This window comes from Amycolatopsis sp. 3B14, from assembly GCF_050958625.1.
GTDB lineage: Bacteria > Actinomycetota > Actinomycetes > Mycobacteriales > Pseudonocardiaceae > Amycolatopsis_E > Amycolatopsis_E thermoflava.
On record NZ_JBHZEN010000028.1, the window covers coordinates 52,879 to 77,158 of the forward strand.

General features: G+C 71.1%; 21 protein-coding genes. 11 read left to right on the forward strand and 10 right to left on the reverse strand.

The window, feature by feature from the left end; translation table 11 throughout:
- The first annotated feature begins 5 nt into the window (after positions 1-5).
- Positions 6-1,253: a lipase family protein gene (locus ACCP09_RS17555; RefSeq protein WP_027934064.1), complete on the forward strand. Its 1,248-nt coding sequence runs from the start codon at positions 6-8 to the stop codon at positions 1,251-1,253.
- A gap of 112 nt (positions 1,254-1,365) precedes the next feature.
- Here ACCP09_RS17555 and ACCP09_RS17560 read toward each other — a convergent pair whose 3' ends face one another.
- Both ACCP09_RS17560 and ACCP09_RS17565 read right to left on the reverse strand, forming a co-directional pair.
- Positions 1,366-1,692 carry a hypothetical protein gene (locus ACCP09_RS17560; protein ID WP_027934065.1) on the reverse strand — a complete coding sequence of 109 codons (327 nt, stop codon included), beginning with the start codon at positions 1,690-1,692 and terminating at the stop codon, positions 1,366-1,368.
- Between the two features lie 144 nt (positions 1,693-1,836).
- Entirely contained in the window at positions 1,837-2,508 is a 672-nt protein-coding gene (locus tag ACCP09_RS17565) for an ANTAR domain-containing protein (RefSeq protein WP_378362937.1), read from the reverse strand.
- Positions 2,509-2,683: 175 nt separating this feature from the next.
- Between ACCP09_RS17565 and ACCP09_RS17570 the strand changes: the two genes are divergently transcribed.
- The gene (locus ACCP09_RS17570; protein WP_123684891.1) at positions 2,684-3,673 is read left to right on the forward strand and encodes a hypothetical protein; all 990 of its coding nucleotides are present in this window, start codon (positions 2,684-2,686) and stop codon (positions 3,671-3,673) included.
- 4 nt (positions 3,674-3,677) lie between these two features.
- Here ACCP09_RS17570 and ACCP09_RS17575 read toward each other — a convergent pair whose 3' ends face one another.
- On the reverse strand, positions 3,678-5,252 hold the full coding sequence (locus ACCP09_RS17575) for a putative glycoside hydrolase (RefSeq protein WP_433747941.1): 1,575 nt from the start codon (positions 5,250-5,252) through the stop codon (positions 3,678-3,680).
- A 128-nt stretch (positions 5,253-5,380) separates the two neighbouring features.
- Here ACCP09_RS17575 and ACCP09_RS17580 point away from each other — a divergent pair, with 128 nt between their 5' ends.
- Complete coding sequence (locus ACCP09_RS17580; protein WP_433747944.1) at positions 5,381-6,406, forward strand: polysaccharide deacetylase family protein; 1,026 nt, start codon at positions 5,381-5,383, stop codon at positions 6,404-6,406.
- A 43-nt stretch (positions 6,407-6,449) separates the two neighbouring features.
- Here ACCP09_RS17580 and ACCP09_RS17585 read toward each other — a convergent pair whose 3' ends face one another.
- The 4 genes from ACCP09_RS17585 to ACCP09_RS17600 are packed head-to-tail and all read right to left on the reverse strand — an operon-like array spanning position 6,450 to position 10,222.
- Positions 6,450-7,040 (reverse strand): GTP-binding protein, encoded by a 591-nt coding sequence (locus tag ACCP09_RS17585; protein WP_026153485.1) that lies wholly within the window; start codon positions 7,038-7,040, stop codon positions 6,450-6,452.
- Complete coding sequence (locus ACCP09_RS17590; RefSeq protein WP_017984828.1) at positions 7,021-7,395, reverse strand: DUF742 domain-containing protein; 375 nt, start codon at positions 7,393-7,395, stop codon at positions 7,021-7,023. Before ACCP09_RS17590 ends, ACCP09_RS17585 begins: the two co-directional genes overlap by 20 nt.
- Positions 7,395-7,805, reverse strand: a complete 411-nt coding sequence (locus ACCP09_RS17595; protein WP_020421504.1) for a roadblock/LC7 domain-containing protein — start codon at positions 7,803-7,805, stop codon at positions 7,395-7,397. Before ACCP09_RS17595 ends, ACCP09_RS17590 begins: the two co-directional genes overlap by 1 nt.
- A complete protein-coding gene (locus tag ACCP09_RS17600; protein ID WP_433747949.1) occupies positions 7,802-10,222 on the reverse strand; it encodes a nitrate- and nitrite sensing domain-containing protein in 2,421 nt (806 codons plus the stop codon). Before ACCP09_RS17600 ends, ACCP09_RS17595 begins: the two co-directional genes overlap by 4 nt.
- 674 nt (positions 10,223-10,896) lie before the next feature.
- On the opposite strand from ACCP09_RS17600, the gene ACCP09_RS17605 reads away from it, so the two are divergent.
- A complete protein-coding gene (locus tag ACCP09_RS17605) occupies positions 10,897-12,198 on the forward strand; it encodes an amidase family protein (protein ID WP_433747952.1) in 1,302 nt (433 codons plus the stop codon).
- Positions 12,199-12,377: 179 nt separating this feature from the next.
- On the opposite strand, the gene ACCP09_RS17610 is transcribed toward ACCP09_RS17605, so the two are convergent.
- Together ACCP09_RS17610 and ACCP09_RS17615 are read right to left on the reverse strand one after the other, a co-directional pair.
- Positions 12,378-13,811, reverse strand: coding sequence for a cell division protein DivIVA (locus ACCP09_RS17610; RefSeq protein ID WP_433747955.1), 1,434 nt, complete (start codon positions 13,809-13,811; stop codon positions 12,378-12,380).
- Positions 13,812-13,871: 60 nt separating this feature from the next.
- Positions 13,872-15,866 carry an SDR family oxidoreductase gene (locus ACCP09_RS17615; protein ID WP_433747958.1) on the reverse strand — a complete coding sequence of 665 codons (1,995 nt, stop codon included), beginning with the start codon at positions 15,864-15,866 and terminating at the stop codon, positions 13,872-13,874.
- A gap of 190 nt (positions 15,867-16,056) precedes the next feature.
- Between ACCP09_RS17615 and ACCP09_RS17620 the strand changes: the two genes are divergently transcribed.
- Positions 16,057-16,893: a Bax inhibitor-1/YccA family protein gene (locus ACCP09_RS17620; RefSeq protein ID WP_027934075.1), complete on the forward strand. Its 837-nt coding sequence runs from the start codon at positions 16,057-16,059 to the stop codon at positions 16,891-16,893.
- Positions 16,894-17,043: 150 nt separating this feature from the next.
- Positions 17,044-17,811 (forward strand): LppU/SCO3897 family protein, encoded by a 768-nt coding sequence (locus ACCP09_RS17625; protein ID WP_378334098.1) that lies wholly within the window; start codon positions 17,044-17,046, stop codon positions 17,809-17,811.
- Positions 17,812-17,867: 56 nt separating this feature from the next.
- On the opposite strand, the gene ACCP09_RS17630 is transcribed toward ACCP09_RS17625, so the two are convergent.
- A complete protein-coding gene (locus ACCP09_RS17630) occupies positions 17,868-19,088 on the reverse strand; it encodes an acetyl-CoA C-acetyltransferase (protein ID WP_017984820.1) in 1,221 nt (406 codons plus the stop codon).
- A gap of 109 nt (positions 19,089-19,197) precedes the next feature.
- On the opposite strand from ACCP09_RS17630, the gene ACCP09_RS17635 reads away from it, so the two are divergent.
- The 5 genes from ACCP09_RS17635 to ACCP09_RS17655 all read left to right on the forward strand — a co-directional run bounded on the left by ACCP09_RS17635 (position 19,198) and on the right by ACCP09_RS17655 (position 24,263).
- A complete protein-coding gene (locus ACCP09_RS17635; protein ID WP_027934077.1) occupies positions 19,198-20,568 on the forward strand; it encodes a cystathionine beta-synthase in 1,371 nt (456 codons plus the stop codon).
- Positions 20,569-20,695: 127 nt separating this feature from the next.
- Positions 20,696-22,051 carry a hypothetical protein gene (locus ACCP09_RS17640; protein WP_433747963.1) on the forward strand — a complete coding sequence of 452 codons (1,356 nt, stop codon included), beginning with the start codon at positions 20,696-20,698 and terminating at the stop codon, positions 22,049-22,051.
- A 125-nt stretch (positions 22,052-22,176) separates the two neighbouring features.
- Complete coding sequence (locus ACCP09_RS17645) at positions 22,177-22,641, forward strand: hypothetical protein (RefSeq protein ID WP_433747965.1); 465 nt, start codon at positions 22,177-22,179, stop codon at positions 22,639-22,641.
- A gap of 2 nt (positions 22,642-22,643) precedes the next feature.
- The gene (locus tag ACCP09_RS17650; RefSeq protein ID WP_228685079.1) at positions 22,644-23,096 is read left to right on the forward strand and encodes a hypothetical protein; all 453 of its coding nucleotides are present in this window, start codon (positions 22,644-22,646) and stop codon (positions 23,094-23,096) included.
- Between the two features lie 9 nt (positions 23,097-23,105).
- Positions 23,106-24,263, forward strand: coding sequence for a cystathionine gamma-synthase (locus ACCP09_RS17655; RefSeq protein ID WP_433747968.1), 1,158 nt, complete (start codon positions 23,106-23,108; stop codon positions 24,261-24,263).
- The last annotated feature ends 17 nt before the right edge of the window (positions 24,264-24,280 follow it).

Consider the following 24,280-nt stretch of genomic DNA (forward strand, 5'->3'; position numbering starts at 1 on the left):
AATCTGTGAAGAACCGCAATTTCCGCCGACGGCTGCTGGCCGCACTGGTGGGTTTCGTGCTGCTCGCCGGCGGCGCGGTGGCCTTCTCGGCGCCGTCCGCGGTGGCGGCGAGCCCAATACTGTCGAGCCCAATACTGTCGGCCCCGGTGCTGCCGGGCCCGTTCGACGACTCGTTCTACACCCCGCCGTCACCGCTCCCGGCAGGCGACGCCGGTGACGTGATCCGCTGGCGGCCCGCGGTGCCGCTGATGAACGCGGCGAACGCGGACGCCTGGGAGGTCATGTACCTGTCGACGAACGCGCTGGGCGCGCGCAACGCGGTGACCGGCACGGTGCTGGTGCCGAAGGGGGTGGACCCGGCGAAGGCGCCGATCGTCGGGTTCGCCGTCGGGACGCAGGGCCCGGCGTTCAAGTGCACCCCGTCGAAGGCGATCGAGCGCGGCACGCTCTACGACCAGCCCGCCATCAACGACTCGCTGGCCAGCGGCTACGCGGTCGCGGTCACCGACTACGAGGGCTACTCGCCGACCACGGTGCCCACCTACATCACCGGCCAGTCCATGGGCCCCGCGGTGATCGACTCGGTGCGCGCGGCGCAGCGGTTGTCGCAGGCGGGGCTGTCCGACGACGCCAAGGTGATCTTCCAGGGCTATTCGCAGGGCGGCGGCGGCGCGCTGTGGGCGGCGGAGAAGCAGCCGGCGTACGCACCGGAGCTGAACCTGGTCGGCGTGGTGGCCGGCGGGGTGCCCGCGGACCTGACCGAGGTGGCGAAGGGGCTGGACGGCTACCTCGGCTTCGGCTTCCTGGCGTTCGCCGCGGTCGGCCTGGACGCGGCGTACCCGGAGCTCCACCTGGACTCCTACCTCAACGACACGGGACGGCAGCAGATCGCCGAGGCCAAGCAGAACGCGTGCGTGGTCGAGCTGCTGACGAACTACGCGTTCAAGAAGATCTCCGACTACACGACGTCGAACCCGTTGGACACCCCGGCGTGGCAGGCGCGACTGGCGGAGAACAAGCTCGGCGCGGCGCCCCCGCGGGTCCCCGTGTTCCAGTACCACGCCGCGACGGACGAGATCGTGAACACGCCGCAGGCGGACGCCCTGCACAAGCAGTACTGCGCGGCGGGCGTGACGGAGCAGTGGAACACCTACGTGTCCGACCACCTTAGCGGCATCTTCGCCGGCAACGCGGATGCCCACCGGTGGATCGTGGACCGGTTCGCCGGGACGGACGCCCCGTCGAACTGCTGAGCGAGGCTCTCGCGTGACGCTGGGCGGTCCGGTTCCCCGGGCCGCCCAGCGACACGGTGAAAATCGCCCCTGGAAAAATCCCCTTCCCGGGTTAGGCCGAACGGCCGCCCCGTCAGTGTCCAGGTTCGTCCCGCCGGTGGTGCCGCCCGGAAGGGGACAGGTGGTGCCGCCACCGCGCCGGCCGGTCGGTTTCGTGCCGATTGCCCGATCTCGAGCCGTTGCCCAGCACGTCCGAGGCGGCCACCCACCGTTGGGCGCCGTCTTCGTCGGTCATCGGGACGCGCAGGCCGTCCTCGCCTGCCCGGCACTCTCCGGACACGACACCCACGCGCACGGTCACCTTGTCCGGCCCGTCGTCGTCGCGGTCGAGGTACATCAGCCGTTCGCCGACCGGGAAGGCGTCCGCCTGCAGTTCGTGGTCGTGGGACGTCGTCGTCATCCGGTGCTCCCCTCGCATTGTCAATTCCAACAGCGGGTACCGCCGGGGTCCGGAGCGGATTCCTCGTCCGCCGTCTGCCTGCCTCCTGGCGACGGCGGAACCCGATGCTAACCGGCGATTGTCCGGAACACGACCCTTCATCGGTCAGAAATCGTTCGGCCGCACCGGGTCGCGACCCTCGACGATGGCCCGCGCGAGGTCCGCGACCCGCTGGTTGTGGTCGCGCGCGTACCGCCGCAGGCCCTCGAACGCCGTGTCCACACCGATCTTGTGCCGTTCCGCCAACATGCCCTTGGCCTGCTCGATCACGACTCGGCTGTCCAAGGCGGTCTGCAGGTGCCGCAACCGCACCCCGAGCTGGTGCAGATCCCGTTGGTGGGCCAGGCGAAGCGCGGCCGCGTGCGCCAGGCGCGGCCCGACGGGGTGGGTATTTCCGCCGACGTCGAACAGGCACAGCGCGCCGAAGATCTCGCCGTCGGCGTCGATCGGCAACGTGTGTACCGATGAGTAACCGGCTTCCGTGCAGGCGGCGGAAAACCGCGGCCACGGGCCGCCGCCCGATGATCCACTGTGGAGGCACTCCGGCGCCGGCCCCTCGCCGAGCTCGAGCTGGAGGCGCACCAGATCGCGCGCGGTCCCGGTGCCGGCGGCGATTTCCGCCGGCTCGGCCGGGAACGACACCAGCACCCCGGCGTCGCGCGCGGGCACGAGGACGGTGGCGCGCTCGGCGAGGTCCTGCGCGAACCGGTGCACGTCGAAGCCCTCGGATTCGCGCGCCAGCAGTTCGAGCAGGGCGTCGATCAGTTCGGTGCGCATGGGCCGCCCTCCCGTGTCCGTCAGCCGTACCCGCGTCCGGCTTGCCGCGAACTGGGCTGATCGGGTGAACCACGATCGGTGCCCGATCGGCTCCCGCTTGTTCTTGACCAGCGTTTACGCCCCCCGCGCGGACGATAGCGCTTGTGTGACGTGTATTACAGTTTTACCGTGTCGCATGACCACCGCGTTCGACACCGCCAGGGCGATCGGCGACGCGGTCCTGTACCGCCCGCGGACGCAGGACTGGCGGTTCGGCGTGCTGATGCCGCCGGCGTTCGCCTCACCGCAGGCCGGTGACTTCGCCGACTGCCGGGTCGAGTGCCTGCTGGAACCCCGCTCCCACGCCGTGCTGCACGTCCGGCTGCGGTTCCTTCAGGGGCAGGAGCGCGTCGTGCGCCAGGACGGCGCCGAGCACGTCAGCTGGGACGAGGCGGTCGAGCGCGAGGTCGACGCCGTGCTCCCGGTCGCCGAGCTGACCGCGCAGCGCACCTGCGTCCCGTTCGTCGTCGGCGGCGCCGAGCGGACCGAGGTCCTCGGCGTGGCGGACCGGCTCGTCCGCCGGACCTGGACGGTCACCGGCGAGCTGCGGCTGAGCGCGCAGGTGCTGGGCGGCCCCAACGGCGGCATCCGGTTGCGGGCCGACGTCGTCAACAACACCGAGTGGTACGAGCCGGACTCGCCGCGGGAAGTCGCGCTCCGGCACGCGATGCTGGCCGCGCACCTGGTGCTCGCGGTGAACGCGGGCCGGTTCGTGTCGCTGACCGACCCGCCGTCGTGGGCGCGGGCGGCCGCCGAGCAGTGCGAAAGTCACCGGCTGTGGCCGGTCCTGCTGGGGGACAACGACGCCGCGGTGCTTGCCGCGCCGGTCGCCCTGTACGACCACCCGGTCGTGGTGCCGGAGGGCGAAGAACGCATCCGGTACGTGCGCCGCGGGCTCCCGGAGGACGTGTGGTGGGATCCCGGCCCGGTGTCACCCGAAACCGACGAGGTGGTGGTCTCCGGAGTCGCGGTGTCGGCCGGGAGCCGGGTGCGCCTCCGCGACGGCCGCACCGGGACCGTCCACGCGGTACTGTCCGATGAGGACGGCGACCTGCACCTGGAGGTCCGGGTGGGGACCCGGTACCAGTACGCGACGCCGGACGAGGTCGAACCCCTCCGGAGGTGACCGGTCAGGGCGCCAGGTCGGCCGCGTTGTACTTGCAGGAGGCGTTCCACAGCAGGAACGAGTCCATCCCGTTGGCGCGCGCGCCGTCCAGCTGCGCCCGGATCTGGTCCCGTCCGTAGTGGACGGACATGCTGAATGCCTGGATCCACGGGATGATCACGGTCTGCGTCCCGGCGGCCTTTTCGGCGAACGCCGCCAGCGAGCGCTGGGTGATCTCCAGCGGCTGCGACTCCGGGTCGGAAACCCCGTACTCGCCGGAGCCCCAGTGCGACGGGTAGATCATCGGCGCGATGTAGTCCACCTTGCGTGCCATGGCCGTGATGTCCTGCCCGATCTGCGTCGGCCGATTGACCGCGATCCCGAACACCGACGCGCCCAGGTATGCACCCTCTGCCCGCACGGCGTTGCGGCTCTCCGCGAGGAAGTCCACGATCCCTTCCTCCGGTGTGCCCTCCAGACCGGGGAATCGCAGCTGCTCGATGGGGCCTTCGGGCCGCCGCACGTAGTCGTAGAGGATGTCGTCGAACCCGGCCCGCGCGGCTTCCGTCGCGAGCGCGATGTTGTACTCCCGCACCTCGCGGTTGGCGAAGTTGGTGAACGCGTACTCGCCGTACCCGCTGGCCCACGGCTGCCCGTCGGCGCTCTGCACGACCCGGTCGCGCTTGCCGGACTCCCACGACGCCCTGGCCAGGACCGGGTCGCGGAAGGCGACCAGCCTGCCGACGACGCGGATGCCCTCCTTGTGCAGCTGCTCGACGACCCCGCGCAGGTCGTAGTAGTTCTTCGCGGCGCCGATCTCCTTCGCCAGCGGCACCTGCGAGTTGTACCCGACCTCGCCGCTCTCGTCCTTGATGTCCAGCTGGACGGTGTCGATGAGCCCGTCCCGCGCCATCTGCAGCACCGGATCCCGCAGAGCCGGAGCCGTCCACGCCACGGCGGTCATGTGCACCCCGCGCATGCCGGGGTGCCGCGCCCGCACCGGGACGCGCCCGGCCGCGCGGTTGCCCGCCGCGTCCTGCGCGCCGATCTCGATCTTCGCCGGGGGAGTCGGGATGGTCGCGGTGAAGTTGCCGAACTCGTTGACCTTCACCTCTTCGCCCTGGACCGTGACCTTTTCCGCGCCCTTGGCCATGCCGCGCAGGGTCACCGGCTTGCGCGGGTCGCTGATCTCGATGGGCTGGAAGCTCAGCTCCGGGGCGGTGTTGTCGACGGTGAAGGTGCGGGTCACCACGGCGTCCGGCAGGCCGGGGACCTCGTTCGGCAGCCGGGCGGCCAGGGTGTGCTCGCCGTCGCCGATCTTCAGCGGCGGCAGGACCAGCCGTCCGCCGTCACGGTTCGTGGTCACCGGCTGGTCGTCGAGGGTGACCGCGACCCGGTCGAGGTCGCTGTCACGCGCCGCCAGCACCCGGATGTCACGCAGCGACTCCGCGTTGGTGGTGACGTCGTCACCGAGGCCCTGGATGGCCAGCCCGAACGGGAGCGACTGCACCACCGCCGGGGTGACCGCGATGGCCATCGTGGCGATGATGGCCACGAGGACCAGAATCGAGTTCTGGGACCGCGTCCGGTGCCTGCCCATGTAACCCTCCCGCGCCGGTTGTGCCGAGCAGCGGGCTCATTCCCCGGATCGACCGGGTCATTCGGGAATCCATCCCTTCGAGTTACACCCCGTTGCCTTCGTGCTACGCAGGGCGCACGTTGGAAGGCGTGACACCCAAGCTGGCTTCCCTCATAGCGGTCCTGTTCCTGCTCACGGCGTGCACCACGGTCGTCGACGGCCAGCCGCACGAGCAGCGCGGCGACGGCCAGGAGTGGGCCGCGTTCGCGCCGCTGCGGTCCGCGGCCCCGGCGGCGCCGGCCCAGCCGGCCGCGGTGCGCGCGAACGAGCTGGGGCGGGTCCCGGTGCTCATGTACCACCGCATCGTGCCCGAGACCGAATCGGTCTACGACCGCACGCCGGAGGACTTCCGGGCGGAGCTGGAACGGCTCGACCGCGAGGGCTACGTGCCCGTGTCGGCCGCCGACTTCACCGCGGGCCGCATCGACGTCCCGGCAGGCTCGCACCCGGTGGTGCTGACCTTCGACGACGGCGACCCCAGCCAGTTCGCGCTCGGCCCGGACGGCAACCCGGTGCCCGGCACGGCGGTCGCGATCATGCTCGACTTCGCCCGCAGCCACCCGCGGTTCCGGCCGGTGGCCACGTTCTACGTCAACGCGGAGCCGTTCGGCGACCCCGGCGGCGCCCGCACCATCCCGTGGTTGCTGGCCAACGGTTTCGACGTCGGCAACCACACCAAGACGCACGCGAACCTGCGCGAGGCCGACAAGGAGACCGCGCAGGCCGAGATCGGCGAGCTGGACGCGCTGATCCGGCGCGCGGCGCCGCAGGCGAACCCGACGACGATCGCGCTGCCGTTCGGCATCCACCCGCGGCCGAAGGAACTCGCCTTGCAGGGCAACGGTTACCGCTACCAGGGCGCGTTCCTGGTGGGCTCGAACCCGTCCGCGTCCCCGTTCACGGCCGACTTCGACCCGCTGAACATCCCGCGCATCCGTTCGCAGAGCGCGACGGGCGAGGAGGCCGAATACGGTTCGGCGGTATGGCTGGACAAGCTCGCCCAGAACGCGGACAGCAGGTACACCTCGGACGGCGACCCGGCGCGGATCTCCTACCCGAAGTCCGACACCGACGAGGTGGCCGCGAAGTTCCGGGACAAGGTGAACCCGTACTAGGGCCGATGCCCGTCCGTCCACACCGGATGGACCAGCCGGGTCGCTAGCGTCGCGCCAGCGCCGCGTTCGCCATCACGTGCTGCATCAGGATCACCAGCACCTGCTTGGTCGACTCCCGGTCCCGCGCGTCGCACAGCAGGATCGGCACCGTGTCGTCCAGTTCGAGCGCGGCGCGCACCTCTTCGGTGCCGTAGCGGTAGGCGTTGTCGAAGCAGTTGACGCCGACCACGAACGGCAGCCCGCGCCGCTCGAAGAAGTCCACGGCCGGGAAGCAACTTTCCAACCTGCGTGTGTCGGCGAGCACCACCGCGCCCAGCGCGCCCTGCGCGAGCTCGTCCCACATGAACCAGAACCGGTCCTGCCCCGGCGTGCCGAACAGGTACAGGATCAGCTCGGGGTTGATCGTGATGCGGCCGAAGTCCAGCGCCACGGTCGTGGTGGTCTTGCTCTCCACCCCGGTGAGGTCGTCGACCCCGGCCGAGGCCTGGGTGATCGATTCCTCCGTCCGCAACGGGGAGATCTCGCTCACCGAGCCGACCATGGTGGTCTTCCCGACCCCGAAGCCGCCTGCGATCAGCAGCTTCACCACGGTGGCGGAGACGTTCCGCCGGGGCTCAGAGCCTGCGAATGCCATCGAGAACCGCCTGAAGTACGTGTTGTTCCGGGGTGTCGGAGATGGGCTGGGACGTCCGGTAGATGACGTGGCCGCGCTCGATGAGGTCGGCCAGCAGCACCTTCACGATCGGCACCGGCAGGTCCAGGTGCGCCGCGACCTCGGCGACCGACAGCGGCCGCTGGCACAGGCGCACGATCCGGGCGTACTCCGGTGCCATGGTGGCCGCTTCGGCCAGTCCGGGCAGGGCGACCACGAGTGACAGCAGCTGCAGGTCGATGTCGCCGGCGTGGGTGCGGCCGCCGGTGATCGTGTACGGCCGGGCGATCGGGCCCGCGGCGTCATCGAACCAGGTGTCGTCGTCCCGCCTGATCATCATGGCGTGCTTTGCTGCTCAACTCGTGGCGCCGCGCTCAGCGCCGCGCCGACCCGCTTGACCATCATGTTCATCGCGTAGGCGACGAGGCCCATGTCGACGTCGGCCGCGGTCAGCAGCGCGAGGCACGCGCCGTGCCCGGCCGTGGTGACGAACAGGAAGGCGTGGTCCATCTCCACGACGGTCTGGCGCACCGCGCCGCCGCCGAAGTGGCGCCCAGTGCCCTTGGCGAGGCTCTGGAACGCCGACGCCACCGCCGACAGGTGCTCGCCGTCCTCTTCGGACAGATTGGTCGACCGGCCGATCAGCAGACCGTCGGCCGACAGCACAACCGCCCGGTCCGCTCCGACGACCTGCTGCAGGAGGTCGTCGAGGAGCCAGTCCAGCTCGTTGATTCCCGCGTTCGTCACGTGTGCTCTCCCAGAATGTCGGTGGTGCTCGGATCCTGTTCACGAGCGCGGCGGGTGCCCTGCTGGAACGCCGAAAGCCGGCTGCGGGCCTGCTCCGGGCTGTCCGAGGGCACGGTGCTGTGGTCGGTGGCGGCGCTGAAAGTGGTGGTCTCCTCGTCCTTCCTCAACTGCGGGGCCAGGTTCTGCTGCCGTCGCCGCCGCGGCAGCGGCGGGCGGTCCGGCGAAATCGGCCCTGCGTGCTGCGGGGGCCGGGCCTGCGGCGGCCGCGTGTCGATCGGCATGCGGGTGTCCAGCGGCGGCCGCGAGTCCAGCGGCGGCCGCAACGGCACCTGCGGCCGCTGCGGTGGCGCGTGGTGCTGCTGCTGCGGGGCGGGCGGCGGTTCCGGCGGAGCGGCCGGGACGTTGGCGCGGAACAGGTCCACCCGCGCCGGCGGCTCCTCGCGGTGCCCGTTGGTGCTGGGCGGCTCGGGCGGGGTGTCGGCCTCTTCCGGCCAGCGGTGCGACGGCACGCTCTGCGCCGGGACCAGCGCCTCCTCGGGCTGCTGTCCGTCCTCCGGCTGCGGCACCGGAGCCAGCAGCTCGGACCGCACGAGCACGATCGCGCGCGTGCCGCCGTAGGCGGAATCGCGCAGGGTCACCGAAATCCCGTGCCGGGACGCCAGCCGCGCGACCACGAACAGACCGAGGCGTGGCTCCGCGGACAGCGCCATGACGCTGAAGTCCGGCGGTTCACGCAGCATCGCGTTCAGTTCCTCGGCCTGCTCCGGCTCGATGCCGAGACCCTGGTCCTCGATCTCGATGACCACGCCCTTGCCGACGACGTCGCCGAACACCTCGACGCGCGAGTTCGGCGGCGAGAACGAGGTGGCGTTGTCGAGCAGCTCGGCGAGCAGGTGCACGAGGTCGGCGACGACCGGGCCGGCGACCGCGACGTTCGGCAGCTTGCCGACGGTGACGCGGGCGTAGTCCTCGGTCTCGCCGGTGGCGCCGCGGATCAGGTCGGCCAGCGCGACCGGGTTGCGCCACTGCCGTCCCGGCCGCTCGCCGCCGAGGATGATCAGGTTCTCCGCGTTGCGGCGGGCGCGGGTGGACAGGTGGTCCAGGCGGAACAGCATGTCCAGCTGGTCCGGGTCCTCCTGCTTGCGCTCGGCTTCGTCGAGCGCCTTGAGCTGCCGGTGCACCAGCACCTGGCTGCGGTGCGCGATGTTGAGGAAGACCTTCTTGGTGCCCTCACGGGTCTTGGCCTCGTCGACGGCGGCGGCGATGGCGGTCTGCTGCGCCTTGTTGAACGCGTCGGCGACCTGGCCGATCTCGTCCTCGCCGTGGTCCAGCAGCGCGACCTCGGTGTCGAGGTCGACGGCCTCGCCGGTGCGGACCCGCTCGACCAGCTGCGGCAGCTGCGTCTCGGCGGCCTCCAGGGTCTCCTCGCGGAGCCGGCCGAGGCGCTGGATCAGGCGGTTGGACAGGCGCCAGGCGAAGAAGAACACCGCGAAGGACACGATCAGCGCCGCGGCGCCCGCGATGATCGAGGTGACCAGCGTCCGGTCACCGCTTTCCAGGCCGACGTTCGTGGCGTTGGAGCTCTGCTCGATGTAGAGGCCCATCAGCGCGTTCCCGACCTGGGTCGCGGCGTCGCGCCACTGCGCCTCGGGCACCGGGAGCGAGTCCTGGTTGCCGCGTAGGAAAGCGTTTTCAACGATGCTCAGCGTGTCCCACGCCGGGCTCGCGAGCAGCGCCTCGTACTTGGCGCGCACCGACGGGATCATTTGCGGTGCGGCGACCTCCAGCTCGGCGTGGTAGGCGCCGACCTGGCTGATGTAGGTGCGGAACTCCTCCTCGGACAGACCGCGCCCGGCGATGCCGGCGGCCGCCAGCGCGTCACCGCGGGACATCGCGTCGGCCGCGGTGAACAGCGGCATCGCGGTGACGCGGAGGAACGCGGTCTGCGCGTCCGGCGCGCCCTCGGCGACGCCGTTCAGACCGGTGGCGAACTCGTCGATGATGCGGTTGTAGAAGGCGTAGGCCTCCAGCGGCGACGCTTGCCTGCTGTCCACGCGCTGCCGCAGCTCCGGCAGCTGCGCGAAGTTCGCGCTGGTCTTGGCGATGCTCTGGCGAACCGATTCCGGCGCGTCGTCGACCATGTCCTGCAGCACGGTGGCCATTCGCGCGGCCGTGGTGTCCGTCTTGACGCGGGCCTGGATCAGATCCGCGCCGGGCGCGCCGTTGCTCGCCAGCGTGCGCAGGGTCAGCACGCGCTCGGCGCGCACCGCGCCGAAGAAGAGGGCGCCGGGCTCGGCCGAATCGTGGACCTTCGTCGCGAATTCGCGGGCGTTCACCGCCTGCACGACCAGGTAGCCCGCGAGCGCCACGCCGGCGAGCAGCAGGGCGACGCTGGGCACGATCGCGATCGCGAGCACCCTCGACCGGATCGAAGCACGCCGCCTACGTGTTCCGAATACCTTTTTCAACGCTCTGAAGAGCCTTCCCGCAACTCGATGTGATGGCCTCGGCCCCCGGACCCGAGTTGACGCTGCGCACAGGAACCGCGGCGGGTTCTGCGACCGGGAGAGTGAACCAGCCCGGACAAGTATGAGTCAACTTCACGTTCCGTCCGCGCTCGCCGCCTCTCCGCTGAGTGGTCAGGGGCTTTGTCAGCCGCGCGGATATTGTCGTCCCGCTATATGATCTCGTTACGTCCCGACTGATGGGCCGCGCAGATCCTTGGCGAGTCCGGGGAATGCCGAAGCGTTCCGCGGGTTCTATTCCGCTGGATGGTCTTGCCGGCTACTCCGGATGGTCGTAGCGGGCGGTGTCGCGCTCGTTCCTTCTGTGATCTGTCACACCTTTATCGATGAGGTACCGGGGTTCCGAACGAGATTCTAACTGTGGCGCAAGGGGCCCCGGCCGCGTCGGCGGTCGCGGGTCCTTTTCGGAGAATGGCTCTGATCAGGTCGTCTTACGGTGGGTGCACGCACTGATCACGTTTCGTGCGCCGATAACCGTGACGAATCCGACATCGCCCGGCTCGTTGCGTGATCGGGTGCTCACGCCACCGGCAATTGCGCCGCCAATTGTTCTATAGGGTTTTCCCATGGTGACGGCGAAGGCGCTGGCCGAAGCGGTGCGGGCCGGGACGGTGGACCCGGTGCGGGAGACCGAACGGGTGATCGCGGGCATCGAGGCCGCGGACCGGGTGGTGGGGGCGTTCCGCCGGGTGCGGGCGGACGAGGCCGTGGCGGAGGCCGCGGCGCTGCGCTCGCGTGCGGACCTGGGGGAGCTGCCGCTGGCCGGGGTGCCGGTGGCGGTGAAGGACGTCGCCGGGATCGCGGGCGAGACCGTGACGAACGGGACCGCCACGGCCCGGCCGGTTGGTTCGGACCATTTCGTGGTGCGGCGGCTGCGGGAGGCCGGTGCGGTGGTCGTCGGGATCACGCGCGTGCCGGAGCTGTGCATCTGGCCGATGACCGACTCGCCGGAAGCCGTGACGCGCAACCCGTGGGCGCCGGAGTACACGGCGGGCGGTTCGTCGGGCGGCAGTGCGGCGGCGGTGGCGGCGGGGCTGGTGCCGGTCGCGCACGGCACCGACGGGCTCGGCTCGATCCGGCTGCCCGCGGCGATGTGCGGGCTGGTGGGGATCAAGCCGGGGGCGGACGTGCTGGCCGAGGAGGGCTGGTTCGGGATGTCCGCGCACGGCAGCCTGGCGACGACGGTGGCGGACGCGGCGTTGCTGTTGTCGGTGCTGGCGGGCCGGCCGGAGTTCGCCGAGGTACGCGAGCCGGGGCGGTTGCGGATCGCGGTGTCGACGGAGGTGCCGCTGACGCGCGCGCCGGTGCCGCGCCCGTTGACGGCGGCGGTCGAGCGGGTGGCGGACCTGCTGGCGGCCTCCGGGCATCGCGTGTCTCGCGCGCGGCCGCGGTATGGGGTGGAGCCGGTGGCCGGGATCCTGGAACGGTGGTTCGCCGGCCCGGCCGAGCAGGCGTCCGAGGTGGACTTCGATGCGCTGCAGCCGCGGACGCAGCGGCACGTGCGGATCGGGCGTGCCGTGCGGAGGCTGGTGACACCTGGTACTGCCCGCCGCTGGACGGCACGGGCGGCGGAGTTCTTCACCGGCCAGGACGTGCTGATCACCCCGACCCTCGCGACGATGCCCCCGAAGGCGGCGGCGTGGCACGCGAGGTCGTGCCTGGCGAACGCGCTGCCTTCGGTGGCACTGGCGGGTTTCACGGGCTTGTGGAACCTGTCCGGCTACCCGGCGATCTCCGTGCCGGCCGGCCGCACCCCGAACGGCCTGCCGATCGGGGTGCAGTTGGTGACCCGCCCCGGCGGCGAGTCACGGCTGCTGGCGCTGGCCGCGCAGCTGGAGGCGCTGAACCCCTGGCCCCGCTTGCCCTAGCCGGGTCCCGGCCAGGCTCCACCCTCAGGGCGGTGGGGCTGGCCGGGGTTGCCGCGGACGCCGCCTCCGGCGGCACCGTTCGACCAACTGGCTTGGTGGGCACCAGCCGATGAAGGGATCGGCGGTCGGTGGGGTCACCGCCTCCGGTGGACTACCCGGTCGCGGGGCCCTCCGGCGGCCTACTTCTTGGTGGACTGGGGCCGCTTGGCGAGCGGTTTCGGCGGCTGCTGCCCCTCCGCCATGGCGGCCGGCCCCGCGAGCGCCGCGGGCGGCTTGCCCGTCACGGGGCGGGCACCGCCACCGGGCTTCGGGGCCGGTGCCTTCGGCTGGTTGGGCTTGCCACCTGCCGGAGCTTCACTGGCCGGGCCACTCTGGCTGTCGGTGCCCGAACCGCCCTGGCGACTCGCGCTCGGAGGCGCGCTCGGCGACCGGTCGCCCTGCGCACCGCCTGCACCCGGCGCCGGCTTCGCCGCGGCCCCCGACTGTGCAGCTGCCCCCGGCTGCGCCGGGGCGGCCGGCTTCGCCGCACCGGTCGCGCCACCGGCACCCGGCCCACCGGCACTGGACCCACCGGCGGTCGCGCCACCAGCACTCGGCCCACCAGCACCCGGCCCACCGACCGGCTTCACCACCGCCGTCTTCACTGCCGCGGAGTTCACCGTCGGCGGCTTCACCGCGGGCACCGTCTTCATGCCGTCGGCCGCATCGTCCACCGGGCGGCTCATGTCCACCACGGACTCCTCCCGCAGCGGCTCCAGCGCCGACTGGCTGCGGGCCAGCACCTCGTCGGTCTTGCGGAGCCGCGCGGCGACCTCCGTGCTGATCCGTGTCAGGCGCTCCACCAGCTGCCGCGCCTCGCGTTCGCGCTTCTCGGCCCTCGCGGTGGCGTCCTCGACCATCGCGCGCGCCCTCGCGCTGGCCTCGTCGACCAGGCGCTTCGCCTCGGCGGTCGCCTCCGCGATGCGCCGCTCGGCCTGCTGCTTGCTCGCCGTCTGCTGGTCGGCGATGTGCTTCTCCAGCGCGGCCCGCTGCGACGCCATCGACTGCTCGAAGTCGTGCTGCACGGTGCGCCGCTTGCGCTCGGCCTCGATGTCCAGCTGCGTCCGCCGCCGCGTCGCCTCCGCCGTCAGGCGCTCGACCTCCGCCTTCGTCGCCTCCAGCGCCCGCTTGTGCTCGGCCTGCAGCGCCTGCCCGTGCGTGTCCAGCTCCGCCAGCAGCTTCTGGTACCGCTCACGCAGCTTCCCGGACAGCTCGGTCGTCGCGCTCCAGTGCTCCTCCGCCGCGACCTGCGCGCGCGACGTGATCTCCTCAGCGCGCATCTCCGCCAGCTCCACGGTGCGCTGCATGCGCTCGTCGAGGTCCTCGACCCGCTCCGGCGGCCGCTTCAACTCCTCTACCCGGTTCCGCAGCCGCGCGATCTCCCCGCGCGCGCCCTCCAGTTCGCGCGACAGGTTGGACACCTTGGCCATCGCGTTGTCGCGATCAGCCATCACCCGGCGCAGGTTCGCCTCGACGTGGTCCAGGTACTGCAGCACCTGGCCGCGGTCGAAGCCGTGCCACACCTGGTTGTACTCACGCCGCAACGGGAGCAGGCTGTCGCGCTCAGAGACCATGCGAAAACCGTACCCGCGCACAGCGCGTTAACACGGTCAGGCCCACGCCCGGTGTGTCACTCACCAGTGGAAACCCCTGGTCAGTTTGACGAGGGCGTTCGCCGCGCGGGACAGGTGCCGCTCGCCCTTCCCGATCCGCAGCTCACCACTGCCGCCCGCGGCCGTCGAGTCGGGGAAGACGCGGTAACCCTCGTACGCGATGGCGTCGACGAGCCCCGGCAGCAGCGTGTACGCCGCCTGGATCAGATACCCCTCCGGGGTGCCGATGTGCTTGGGCCGGTTCTTCAGCGCGCGCACCACCATGTCCGCGGCCTGGTCCGGCGACTTCGTCGGGAACGCGTCGTAGATCTTCGTCGGCCGGATCATCGGCGTGCGGACCAGTGGCATGTGGATGGTCGTGAACGTGATGCCGTCACCGTGGGTCTCGGTCGCCGCGATCTTGCTGAAGTAGTCCAGCGCCGCCTTCGACGCGACGTACGCGGAGAACCGCGGCGCGATGCCCTGCACGCCGATCGACGACACGTTGACCACGTGCCCGAACTTCCGCTCGGCCATGTGCGGCAGCACCGCGAGGATCAGCCGGACCGCGCCGAAGTAGTTGATCGCCATGGCGCGCTCGTAGTCGTGGAAGCGGTCGTAGGACAGCTTGATCGAGCGGCGGATCGACCGGCCGGCGTTGTTGACCAGCATGTCGATGCGGCCGTGCTCGGCCAGCATCTGGTCGACGATCTTGCGCACGGCCTCCTCGTCGGTCAGGTCGGCCGGGTAGATCGAGGCGTAGCCGCCCGCGGCGACGATCTCGTCGCGCACCTCCGCCAGCTCCGGCTCCCGCCGCGCGACCAGCAGCGGCACCCCGCCCTCGGCCGCCACCTTCAGCGCGGTCGCCCGCCCGATGCCCGACGACGCGCCGGTGATGATCACCCGGCGGCCGTCCAGCTCGCCCCGCGGCCCGTGCTTGCGGGCGCGGAACGGGTCGAGGTGCTCGCGCCAGTACCGCCACAGCGCGGGCGCGTAGTCCTCGATCCGGGGCACGTCGACACCGCTGGCCGCGAGCTCCTTGCGCGTCGCGGCGGAGGCGAAGACCGACGGGAACGACAGCGTGTCCAGCAGGACGGCCGGGATGCCGAGGCGCTCCAGGAACGCGTCGCGGGTGATCGTGACGCCCGGCACGTGCTCGGTCAGCCGGGCCAGCTTCAGCAGGCCGCGGGACAGCCGCCGGTCCAGCTCGACGTTGATCGTCGGCGCCCCGGCCGCGCGGGCGAAGGCGTTGTAGACGCGGATCACCGACTGCGGTTCCGGGCTGACCAGATGGAACGCGCGCCCGTCCAGACCCGGCTTGACCACCAGCTCCAGCAGCGCCCTGGCGACGTAGTCGACCGGGACGATGTTCGTGTCGCCGAGGTCCGGGCCGGCGAGCGGCACGTTCGGCAACGCGGCGAGCCTGCTGATCGCGGGGAAGAGGTAGTACGGGCCGTCGATCTTGTCCATCTCGCCGGTCTGCGAGTGTCCGACCACGACGGCGGGCCGGTACACCCGCCACGGCACCTCGGACTGCTGCCGCACCAGCCGCTCGGCCTCGAACTTCGTCCGGTGGTACGGCGTCGGCAGGCGCTGACCGGTGTCGAACATGTCCTCGGTGAACACGCCCTCGTGGTCGCCTGCCACCGCCACCGACGACACGTGGTGCAGACAACCGGCGCCGATGTCCGCGGCCAGGTCGAGCACGTGGCGCGTGCCGTCGACGTTGGCCTTGACGCTCGTCGCGTCGTCGGCGGTCAGGTCGTACAGCGCGGCCAGGTGGACCAGACCGTCGACCCGGCCCCGCAGCCCGGCGCGCACATCCTCGGCGATGCCGAGGTCCTCGCGGCCGATGTCGCCGTCGACCAGCGTCACCTTCTCCGGGTGCGGCCAGCCGTTGACCAGGTCCGCCAGCCGCTCCCGCGACTTCTCCCGGACCAGCAGGAACACCCGGTCGACCTCCGCCCGCGCCAGCAGCAGCGGGGTGAACTGGCGTCCGATCAGCCCGGTCGCCCCGGTCACGAGATACCCGGTCATGTGCCTGCCCTCCGCCGTCGTAGCCCGGCTGCATTGTCCGCCGCCGTGGCAGTCGTGACCACAGTCATAGTGCACCGGGTCCCCGGAACGATCAGTGGACGCGAGTAAAGTCGCCTTTACTTGACGGGAACCGGCAGGGCGCTGCCGACGTTGAACCTGATGCAGGTGCCAGTAGATCCAGGAGGATCAGGTGCGTTCCACAAGCAACCCAGCGTTCCGCAACCTGCCCACCGGCAGTGCGGGATACGGCTCCTACGGGCCGAACGTAGGCTTCAACCAGCCCCAGGGCATGCCCGGCTACGGCATGCCGTCGGGGTACGGCGCGCAGCAGGCGCCGGCGACCGAACGCCCCATGACGGTCGACGACGTCGTCATCAAGACCGGCGCGAGCCTCGGCACCGCACTGGTCACCGGTGTGATCGCGGCGATCTGGGCCCACACCCAGGCCGACGCGCAGGCGCTCGGCCCGGTGCTCGGGCTGATGCTCGGCAGCATGGTCGTCGGCTTGGTGCTGTCGCTGATCATGATCTTCCGGCAGAAGCCGAGCGGCCCGATGACGCTGCTGTACTCGGCCGCCGAGGGTGTGTTCCTCGGTGCGATCACCGGGCTCTTCGAGTTCATCTACCCGGGCATCGCGCTGCAGGCGATCCTGGGCACGGCGGGTGTCTTCGTCGCGATGCTGGTGGTCTACAAGACCGGCGCCGTGAAGGTCACGCCGAAGCTCACGAAGTGGATCATCGGCGCCACCGCCGGTGTCGCGATCCTCATGCTCGCCAACCTCGTGCTCGGCCTGTTCGGCGTGAACATGGGCCTGCGGGACGGCGGCGCGCTCGCGATCATCTTCAGCCTGGTCGTGATCGGTGTCGCGGCGTTCAACTTCCTGCTCGACTTCGACATGGCGGACCAGATGATCCGCCAGGGCATGCCGGCCAAGTGGGCGTGGTTCGCCGCGTTCGGCCTGATGACCACCCTGGTCTGGCTCTACCTGGAGATCCTCCGCCTCCTGTCGTACCTGCAGAACGACTAGCGCCTCGGTCGAACATCAGAAGGACACTCGGTTACCAACCGGGTGTCCTTCTGTTTTGTGCTCACCCTTTCGGTGGCCCGGTGATCGTCTCGTTGACTACGCAGTGTTGGATACGAGGACTCCTGTCCAGTTCACACTTGTGAGGTTCGCGTGAGCGTCCCCCCACCGCCGGCTGCGCCTGGAGGGCAGCCGGCGCCCTTCGGCAACCAGCCGCCCGCCGGCAACCAGGGCGCTCCCGGCGGGTTCGGCCAGCCGGGCCAGCCCGGTCAGCCGGGCCAGTTCGGGCAGCCCGCCGGCGCCCCGCCGGCCTTCCCGCCGCCGGGTCAGCCCGGTCAGCCCGGCTCGTTCGGGCCCCCGCCGGGGCAGCCGTTCGGCCCGCCGCCCGGCCAGCCCGCCAAGAAGAGCAAGCTCACCTGGCTGCGGATCGTCCTGCCGATCGTCGTGGTGGTCGGTGTCGGCATCGCCGCGATCATCAACTTCGTCGGGTCCCCGGCATCGGCCGCGGTCGGCGACTGCCTGCAGATCACCGAGTTCAAGACCAACGGCGACGAGCCGACGAAGAAGGACTGCGGCGACCAGAACGCGAACGTCAAGATCGCGGTCAAGCTGGACAACGCGTCCGACAGCTGCCCGACCGGTGACTACGACGAGTACAGCGTCAGCGGCCGCGGCGACTACAAGCTCTGCCTGATGATCAACGCGCACGACGGCGACTGCTTCGCCAACGTGACGTCCTCGACCGACGGCTACAAGCGGGTCCCCTGCACCGACCCGACGGCCGAGATCGAGTTCCTCAAGGTCGTCACCGGCCAGGCCGACGAGGCCGCCTGTGAGGGTCTCGAGATCGACGGCGCGGTCACCTACTCCGAGCCCGCCACCACCATGTGCGCGGTCGCGAAGAACGGCGCCAGCGCCTGATCCACGCACCCGAAAAAGGGGCCCGGCACGCAGCCGGGCCCCTTTTCGCGTGCGGGTCAGCTCAGCCGCTCGATGACCATCGCCATGCCCTGGCCGCCGCCGACGCACATCGTCTCCAGGCCCCACTGCTTGTCGTGGTGCTGCAGCGAGTTGATCAGCGTCGAGGTGATGCGGGCGCCGGTCATGCCGAACGGGTGGCCGACGGCGATCGCGCCGCCGTTGACGTTCAGCCGCTCGATGTCGATGCCCAGGTCCTTGTAGGACGGGATGACCTGCGCGGCGAACGCCTCGTTGATCTCGACCAGGTCGATGTCGCCGATGGACATCCCGGCGCGGGCCAGCGCGCGCTGCGACGCCTCGACCGGGCCGTAGCCCATGATCTCCGGCGACAGACCGGACACGCCGGTCGACACGACCCGCGCCAGCGGCGTGATGCCGAGCTGCTTCGCCTTGGTGTCGGACATGATCACCAGCGCGGCGGCGCCGTCGTTGAGCGGGCAGCAGTTGCCCGCGGTGACCCGGCCGTCGGGGCGGAACACCGGCTTCAGGCCGGACACGCCCTCGATCGTCACGCCGGCGCGCGGACCGTCGTCCTTCGACACGACCGTGCCGTCGGGCAGGGTCACCGGCGTGATGTCCTTGGCCCAGAACCCGTCCGCGATGGCCTTCTCCGCCAGGTTCTGCGACCGCACGCCGAACTCGTCCATCTCCTCGCGGGAGACGTTCTTCAGGCGGGCGAGGTTCTCCGCGGTCTGGCCCATCGCGATGTAGACGTCGGGCAGCTGCCCATTCTCGCGCGGGTCCACCCAGGTGTCGCTGCCCTCGGCCGCGACCTTGGCGGTGCGGGCCTCGGCGTCGGCGAACAGCGGGTTGTGCGTGTCGGGCCAGGAGTCCGAGCTGCCCTTCGCGAACCGCGACACCGTCTCCACCCCGGCGGAGATGAACACGTCACCTTCGCCCGCCTTGATCGCGTGCAGCGCCATCCGGGTGGTCTGCAGGCTGGAGGAGCAGTAGCGGGTGATGGTGCAGCCGGGCAGGTGGTCGTAGCCGAGCTGGACCGCGACGGCGCGGCCCATGTTGAAGCCCGACTCGCCGCCGGGCAGGCCGCAGCCGAGCATGAGGTCGTCGATGTCCTTCGGGTCCAGCTGCGGCACCTTGTCCAGCGCGGCGCGGACCATCTGCGCGGCCAGGTCGTCCGGCCGCATGCTCACCAGCGAGCCCTTCCCGGCGCGGCCGATGGGCGAACGCGCCGCGGAGACGATGACGGCTTCAGGCATGGCTTGACACTCCTTCGGGTCGGACTAAGCGCGTGCTTACCCACATCCTGCACCTTGGGAGCGCGCGGTCAAACCCCTACGCGACCAGTACCACGTCTAGGGTGGGGCCGTGGACTACGTCGAGCACATCGTCGACCTCGTGGGCAACACCCCGCTGGTCAAGCTGAACTCCCTCACCGAGGGCCTGGCGCCGCTCGTGCTGGCGAAGGTGGAGTACTTCAACCCAGGCGGCAGCGTGAAGGACCGCATCGCGCTGCGGATGGTCGAAGCCGCCGAAGCCTCCGGCGAGCTCAAGCCCGGCGGCACCATCGTGGAGCCGACCTCCGGCAACACCGGCGTCGGCCTGGCGATGGTCGCCCAGCGCAAGGGCTACCAGTGCGTCTTCGTCTGCCCGGACAAGGTGAGCGAGGACAAGCGCAACGTGCTGAAGGCCTACGGCGCCCGCGTCGTGGTGTGCCCGACCGCCGTCCCGCCCGAGCACCCGGACTCCTACTACTCCGTCTCCGACCGGCTGGTGCAGGAGATCGAGGGCGCCTGGAAGCCCAACCAGTACGCCAACCAGCAGAACCCGGAGAGCCACTACCACTCGACCGGCCCCGAGATCTGGCAGCAGACGGACGGAAAGATCACCCACTTCGTCGCCGGCGTGGGCACCGGCGGCACGATCTCCGGCACCGGCCGCTACCTGAAGGAAGCCTCCCAGGGCCGCGTCAAGGTCGTCGGCGCCGACCCGGAGGGCTCGGTCTACTCCGGCGGCACCGGGCGGCCCTACCTGGTCGAAGGCGTCGGCGAGGACTTCTGGCCGGACACCTACGACCGCGGCATCGCCGACGAGATCATCGCCATCTCCGACGCCGAGTCCTTCGCCGTCACCCGCCGCCTCGCGCTCGAGGAGGGCCTGCTGGTCGGCGGCTCGTGCGGAATGGCGGTCGCGGCCGCGCTCAAGCTCGCGGAGCGGCTCGGCCCGGACGACGTCATCGTGGTGCTCCTGCCCGACGGCGGCCGCGGTTACCTGGGCAAGGTCTTCAACGACCAGTGGATGGCCGGTTACGGCTTCCTGCCGCCGGACTCCTCCGGCGCCACGGTCGGCGACGTGCTGCGCGCCAAGACCGGATCGCTGCCCGACCTGGTCCACACCCACCCGAACGAGACGGTCGCCGAGGCTGTCGCGATCCTGTCCGAGTTCGACGTCAGCCAGATGCCGGTGGTCAGCGCCGAGCCGCCGGTGATGGCCGCCGAGGTGGTCGGCGCCGTCAACGAGCGGGAGCTGCTGGAGGCCCTGTTCACCGGGAAGGCCCAGCTCGCCGACCGGCTGGACAAGCACATGTCGCCGCCGCTGCCGACCATCGGCGCCAGCGAGGGCGTCGGCGCGGCGATGAAGGCCCTGTCCAACGCGGACGGCGCGCTCGTGCTGGTCGACGGCAAGCCCGCCGGCGTGCTCACCCGGCACGACCTGCTGGGCTACCTCGCCGGACGGTGAACCAGACTTCATCGCGCGGAACCGTCGGGGCGTTACGAGCGTCTATGACCGGTATCCGATAGCGTGTGGCCACCCGGATCAACGTGAATACGCACTGTCAGTCCTCTCGAGGGGGTTCAAGACCCACATGAGCGCTCCGCAGCCGCCCAACCAGCCTTGGGGTGGCGGTCAGCCGCCTCAGGGCCCGCCGAGCGGTCCCCAGCAGCAGCAAGACAACCCGTTCGGCTCGTCGGAGCCGACCCAGGTCGTGCAGCCCGGCCAGTCGCAGCCGTCCGAGGGCGGCTCGTTCGGCGAGACCGCGGAGCCGACCCAGGTGGTCCAGCCGGGTGGGGACCCGAACGCCACGCAGAAGGTCAACCCGGGTGAGCAGCCGGGCGCGGAGTCCACGCAGCTGGTGCCCCCGGGCTCCCAGCCGCCGGCCATCCCGTACTCGCCGCCGCCGAGCGCCGCGGACAACCCCAGTGCGGTGAATCCCCAGCAGGGCTTCGGGCAGCAGGGCTTCGGCCAGCAGCAGCCCGGTTTCGGGCAGCAGCAGCCGGGCCCGTACGGCCAGCCGCCGCAGGGCTACGGCCCGCCGTCGGGTGGGTTCGGCCAGCCGCAGGGCTTCGGCGCGCCGGGCTACCCCCAGCAGGGCGGCGGCGCCGGTGGGGGCAACGCGCTCTTCGGCTACATCGCCGGCGGTGTCGCCGCGCTCCTGGGTCTGCTCTCGGCCATCTTCGTCCTGGTCGACTTCGGCGACGCGAGTGACTACTCGGACGTGTACGAGGGGATCCGCGAGCAGGCCGACCAGTACGGTCTGCCGAGCCCGGGCCTGGTCTGGTTCTACCTGATCATGATCCTGGTCGGCGGCCTCGCGGCGCTGGGTGGTGGCGTGCTGATCGCGCTCGCCGGGCGCCTCAGCGCCTCGCTGAAGAAGATCGCGCCGATCGTCACCGCGGTCGGCGGGTTCCTCCTCCTGCTGTTCGCGATCCTGTTCATGACCGCGTTCCCGAGCGAGGTCGACACGCCCGGCAAGGCGATCATGTACATGATCTTCGGCATCGTGGTGCTGGCGATCGGTGCGCTCGGCATCGTCCCGGCCACGAAGCAGTTCGTCGGTCTCGGCGAGGGTGGCGGTCAGCAGGGCGGCCCGGGTGGCTTCGGCGGTCCCGGCGGCTTCGGTGGACCGCAGAGCGGTGGCTTCCCGCAGCCGGGTCAGCCCGGTCAGTTCGGGCAGCCCCACGGCCAGCCCCAGCACGGCCAGGCACAGTACGGCCAGCCCGGTGGGCCGAACCCGCAGAGCGGTGGCTTCCCGCAGCCCGGCCAACCCGGTCAGTACGGTCAGCCGCCGCAGCAGCCCGGTTACGGTCAGCCCGGCCAGTACGGGCAGCAGCCCGGCTACGGCCAGCCGGGCCAGTACGGCCAGCAGCCGGGTCAGTACGGCCAGCCGCCGCAGCAGCCCGGCCAGTACGGCCAGCCCGGTCAGCCGCCCCAGCAGTGGTGACCAGCTGATCTGACGACGATGCCCCCGGCGCGTGCCGGGGGCATCGTCTTTTTCCCAGTTGATGTCCGTGCGCCGGGAACGCGGCTAGGGTGAGCGCCGGAACGGACCGATCCCCCGGGGGCGCTGTGACGAGTCGAAACGGCCACGAGCCGCGCCCCAGCGGGACCACCGCGATCCTCGCCGGCCTGCTCGGGCTGGTGCTGGCCGGCCTGCTGGGCTACCTGCCGTTGAAGTTCTTCGTCGACTACGGCTTCGCCGGCATGGACGGCGAGGTGCGTGGCGTCCTCGGCGTCTACTCGGCCGCCGCGCTGGTCCTGCTCGCCGGCGCGCTGACCACGTTCTTCCGCGCGGTCGCCGGTGCGGTGTTGCTGCTGGTCGGCGGGCTGCTCGCGGTCGCCGCGGTGATCTGCGAACCGGTCCTGCTCTACCCCGGCTACTTCGGGGACTTCTTCGCCGCCATGTTCCGCTTCGCCCCCGACGACGCGTTCGTGCGCGTCGGCGCGGTGGTCGGCGGCCCGCTCGTGTTCGTCCTCGCGGTGCTTCCCTGGACCTTCCGGTACCTGCGGCACCGCCCGGCTGGTAGTTGGTAGTGGTGACCTTTCCGTCCCAATCCGAAGCGGCCGCGGCATCCCGCGGCGGCGGCGCCGGCATCACGGCGGCCGTCCTGGCCCTGCTCGGCGGCCTGTTCCACCTGGTCGGCGTCGCCGGTGGCGCGGTGCTGCTCGCCGGCGACGGCGACCTCGGGCGCAGCCTCCTGACGTTCGCCACGCACCTGGTGCTCGCCGCGGCCCTCATCACCGGCGGGGTCGGGCTCGTGCTGGCCAAGGAGTTCGGCCGCGTCGCGACGATCATCGGCGCGGCCGCGGCGCTCTTCGTGTACCTGCTGGTGCTGGTGCTCGGCGCGTTCGGGGTGTACTTCCTCGGCCTCCTCGACGGTGACGTGCCGCTCGGCTACGTCGGCGTGCTGTGCGTGCCCGCGATCGGCACGCTGGTGCTGGCGTGCCTGCCGCCGACCGGACGATGGGTGACCCAGGGCTGGTCGTAGGCTGGGGAAATGACGCACGACCTTTCCCGCTCCGGCTTCGAGACGCGCGCCATCCACGCAGGTCAGGAGCCTGACCCGCGGACAGGTGCGGTCATCGTGCCCATCTACCAGACCTCCACCTACGCGCAGGACGGCGTCGGGGGCACCCGCGAGGGTGACTACGAGTACTCCCGCACCGCGAACCCGACGCGCACCGCGCTGGAGCAGGCCCTGGCCTCGCTCGAGGGCGCGCGGCACGGCCTGGCGTTCGCCTCCGGCATGGCCGCCACCGACGCGGTCCTGCGCACCGTGCTGCGCCCCGGCGACCACCTGGTCCTGGGCAACGACGCCTACGGCGGCACCTTCCGGCTGATCGACAAGGTGCTGAAGCTGTGGGGCGTCGAATACGGGGTCGCGGACCTGGCGAACCCGGACGAGGTGCGTGCCGCGATCCGCCCCGAAACCAAGCTGATCTGGTGCGAGACGCCGTCCAACCCGCTGCTCGGCATCGCCGACCTCGCGGTGCTGGCGGAAATCGCCCACGGCGCCGGTGCCCGCCTCGTCGTCGACAACACGTTCGCGACGCCGTACCTGCAGACGCCGCTGGCGCTGGGCGCCGACATCGTCGTGCACTCGACCACCAAGTACCTCGGCGGCCACTCCGACGTCGTCGGCGGCGCCGTGCTGACCAGCGAGGACGAGCTGCGCGACCAGCTGTTCTTCCTGCGCAACTCGGCGGGCGCGGTGCCCGGCCCGTTCGACGCCTGGCTCACCCTGCGCGGGCTCAAGACCCTCGCCGTGCGGATGGACCGGCACTGCGACAACGCGGAGCAGATCGCCGAGATGCTGTCGGCGCACCCGAAGGTCGCCGAGGTGTACTACCCGGGCCTGCCCGGGCACGACGGCCACGAGGTGGCGGCCAAGCAGATGCGCCGCTTCGGCGGCATGATCTCGTTCCGCCACGTCGACGGCAGGCAGGCCGCGCTGGACACCGCGGCGCGCACGGAGCTGTTCATCCTGGCCGAGTCGCTCGGCGGCATCGAATCGCTGATCGAGCACCCGGGCCAGATGACGCACGCGAGCGTGGCCGGCTCGATGCTCCAGGTGCCCGACGACCTGCTGCGGCTGTCCGTCGGCATCGAGGACGTCCGCGACCTGAGCGACGACCTGCGGGCTGCGCTGGGCTGAGAGGCGACGGCGGGGGA